This is a genomic window from Rugamonas sp. FW305-51 (assembly GCF_058786935.1).
Map to the genome: position 1 here is coordinate 1 of NZ_JBYSZG010000098.1, position 3515 is coordinate 3515.

Annotated in this window: 1 protein-coding gene; it reads right to left on the minus strand. The window is 59.8% G+C overall.

Annotated elements, in window-relative coordinates; translation table 11 throughout:
* Window positions 1–165: 165 nt before the first annotated feature.
* Complete coding sequence (locus AC3WOS_RS28370) at window positions 166–2946, minus strand: TonB-dependent receptor domain-containing protein (protein ID WP_492720658.1); 2781 nt, start codon at window positions 2944–2946, stop codon at window positions 166–168.
* Window positions 2947–3515 lie beyond the last annotated feature (569 nt).

Below are 3515 nucleotides of genomic sequence, written 5' to 3' on the forward strand. Positions count from 1 at the left end.
CCCGCCCGCCATGCATGGCATGGCACGGCGTGGCGTGGCAGACCGGCGCACCAGCCCTTCCCCGGGCGCGGCAGCGGTGCACGGGCAGCACCACTGATTAGTGACCGGGCAAAAAAAATCCCCGGGCAAGCCCGGGGATTTTTGCAATTCCAGCGCCTTACGGCATTAGAACTTGACGTTGCCGCTCAGGTAGAACGAACGGCCGATCGGGTCAGCGTAACGACCGTCGTAGCCCAGCTGGTTACCGCCGCCTGCATTCTGCAGGGTCAGTGGTGGATTACGATCGAACAGGTTCTTGATACCGCCGGTCAGGCCGAACTTGCCGAAGTCGTACTTGCCTTGCCAGTCGAAGGTGGTGTACGAAGGCGTCCACAGACCACCGAAGGCCACGGAAGCGCCTTTCGTACCGTCGGCTTTGACGGCGTAGATCGAGGTGTCTTCTGGGTAAGCCTGGTCGTGGTAGCCCGACTTGTAGTGCGCGGTCAGGGTGTTGGTCATCTTGCCGTTGGTCAGGCTCAGCGACAGATTGGTCTGCACGCGGAACACGACAGCATTGTCAGGACCGAAGGTGCCCAGATCGGAGTTCACCGTGCCACCAGCTTCGGTGGTGTAGTTCTGCTTGATCATGTAGGTACCGTTCCAGGCCGCACGCACGTCGCCGAACGACGACTTGGCACGGTAGCTGAAGTCCCAGTCCACACCGCGGTAGTTAGCCACACCGCCATTGATCGGCGCCAGCAGGTAAGCGATGGTGGTGTAGCCGGCTGGATCCGGGTACGGGTTGGTGAACAGGTACTTGTACTGTTGTGGGTTGGCGAAGCCAACTTGCTCAGGCGTACCGGCGGACAGCACCTGGTTGCGGATCTGGACGTTCCACATGTCCAGGCCCAGCGACAGACCCTTCGCAGGTTCGATACGGCCGCCGAAGGTCCACTGCTTGGACTTCTCAGGCTGCAGGCCGGCCGAACCGCTGGCGCCGTTAGGGCCGCTCAGCAGGTCGTACTGGGCATTGCCCACCAGGCAACCGGTCGAACCAGGGAATGGGCAAGCGTAGCTGCCCGAGGTGCTGCCACCGAAGGTGTTGGCACCGGCGATATCGTTGATGTTAGGCGCCTTGAAACCGGTGCCGTATGCTGCGCGTACCAGCACGGTATCGACCGGCGTCCAACGGGCGCTGATCTTGTAGGTACCGGCGCTGCTGGTGTTGCCCAGATCGCCGCTAGCCATTTGCTGCTGGATGCCGTTGGCATCAGGCACGGTAGCGAAGATGTAGTTGCTGTGGGTCTTGCCGTAGCTGTCGTAACGGCCGGAAACGGTCGCTTCCAGGGTCTTGGTGACCGGCAGCAGGATCTCGGTATACGCACCCCAGTTGTTGCGGCTGGCGTCGAACGGTACCTGGCCGTAGTTACCGCCGACTGGGTAGTCGTCGGACGCTGGCTGGGTCGAGAAGCCGGACTGCGACAGGATCAGCGGGCTGTAAGCGGTCTGGTAGTGGGTCTTCGAGTAGTCACCGCCGAGCGAAACGATCGAGGTGCCGCCACCCAGTTCGAACAGGTCATGCTGGGCGCCAGCATGGATCGTGTTCAGCTTGGAGTCGGTGGTCGAGAAGTTGGTGCCGTTCAGCAGTGCGCCGTTCAGCAGCTGCGAGCCGGTGCCCATCACGGGGTCGTAGGCGCCCGAAGCGACCAGGTTCGACAGCTTGGTGAAGTCGGAATAACCGCCGGCGGCGTTGTCCTTGATCTTGCTGCTCGACAGGATCAGGCTGGCCGTGTAGTTCCAGCCCGCAGCCGCGCCGTCGATACCGGCCGCGAAGTGACGCGCATCGGTCACGAATTCGTCGGTACGGCCGCCGATCAGCACGGAACGGTAGCCCAGGGTGGCTTTCTGGGTTGGGTTTTCCAGGCCGTTCGCATCCAGGTAAGGCTGCACGTATTTGGCGTACAGGCCAGGGAAGCGGCTGGTCGAGTTCACGCCCATCGGCTGCGCCGACGGCGCGAACTGGGCGGTCATCGAGAAGCTCGACAGGACCAGCTCGCCCCACAGCTTGGTGTCGTCGTTCAGTTGCAGGGTGCCTTTCAGCAGGCCACTGTCGCGCTTGTTGCCGGGAATGTCTTCCACGGTGGAAGCGTAGTTGAAGCGGCACTGGCTACCGGAGGCGCCAGCCAGCGCGCTGCCGCAGTTGCCGTTAGCGGCCAGGAACGGGTTGATTGCCACGCCATGGGTCGCCACGTCGGCGGCCGAGCCCTTGGGACGCACGTTGAAGGTCAGGTTGGCCGGCTCGGTGTTGCCGGTGCGCTGGTCAAAGAAGTATTCCTTGCCGCCGTTGCTGAACTTGAAGAACGCGCCCTTGGCCGAGAAATCGCGCTGCAGCGCGGTCACGCGCTGCTGTTCGTCGTGGCTGTACGAGAACAGGACGTTGAACTTGTCGGTGTCCAGGTCGCCCCAGCCCTTGGTGATGCCGACGTTCGAGGAACGGCCGCCCGATTTCTTGGGCTGGCTGATGGTGGCGTAGGCTTCGCCCTTGGTATTGTTTTTCTTCAGGATGAAGTTGACCACGCCGGCGATGGCGTCCGAGCCGTACAGCGCGGAAGCGCCGTCGCCCAGGATTTCGACGCGCTCAACCGCTTCCAGCGGGATCGATTCGATGTTGACGGCATAGCCGCCGCCCTGGCCCGAGCCGACCGCGACCGGCGCCATGCGCTGGCCGTCCAGCAGCACCAGGGTGTATTTCGATGGCAGCGAGTGCAGCGCAGCCGTGGTGGCGCCGCCGCCGCCGCCGTTGACGGAACTCGACGATGGCACGAAGCCTTGCATCGACGGCAGCATCTGGATCAGGTCGGACGCCGACGCGGCGCCACTTTTCTTGATGTCGTCCTGGCTCAACACCTGCACAGGCAGTGCACCTTCCTTGGCGATCCGTTTGATCGACGAGCCCGTGATTTCCACGCGTTGTACGGTTGAGTCAGTAGTCGTTTGCTGTGCCAGCACAGGCTGAGCCAGCAAACCGAAACCTACAGCTACACCGCCCGAGAACATCAGGCGCAGTGAGCGCGACAGTACAGTTTCTTTAATCATTGCTATCCTTGAATTTGAATTTTATTAAGCGGCGCGCCGGTTGGTAAGTTGATGCGTCGACTAATTGCTGCTTCTTTTTTAAGCATGAATTAAACGAACTTAGGCATCTTTTGATTGCACTAGGGTCGTACTCTTCAAGCAAGGCCAGGTCCAAAATTTTCCCGATTTATTCACCAGTTTGCCCTTTCGGGCAAATATTAAGTAGGTGTTTGGACCAACATGTCTACTTAACTGATCGACGATGAGAACATGGCGCTACAAACACTGTCAACGCGGCGCATGTCATCAGGATGTAATTTAACAACACAGTAGCAATAATTGTTGGGTGTTCTGTGGTTTTGCGTGCATTATTCGATACTGCGCAAACTTACCCTTTCCGCAAGAGCAAGAAATATGTCTCTTTTTTGTCTTTCTATAATTACAAAATTCCCTAGATATCC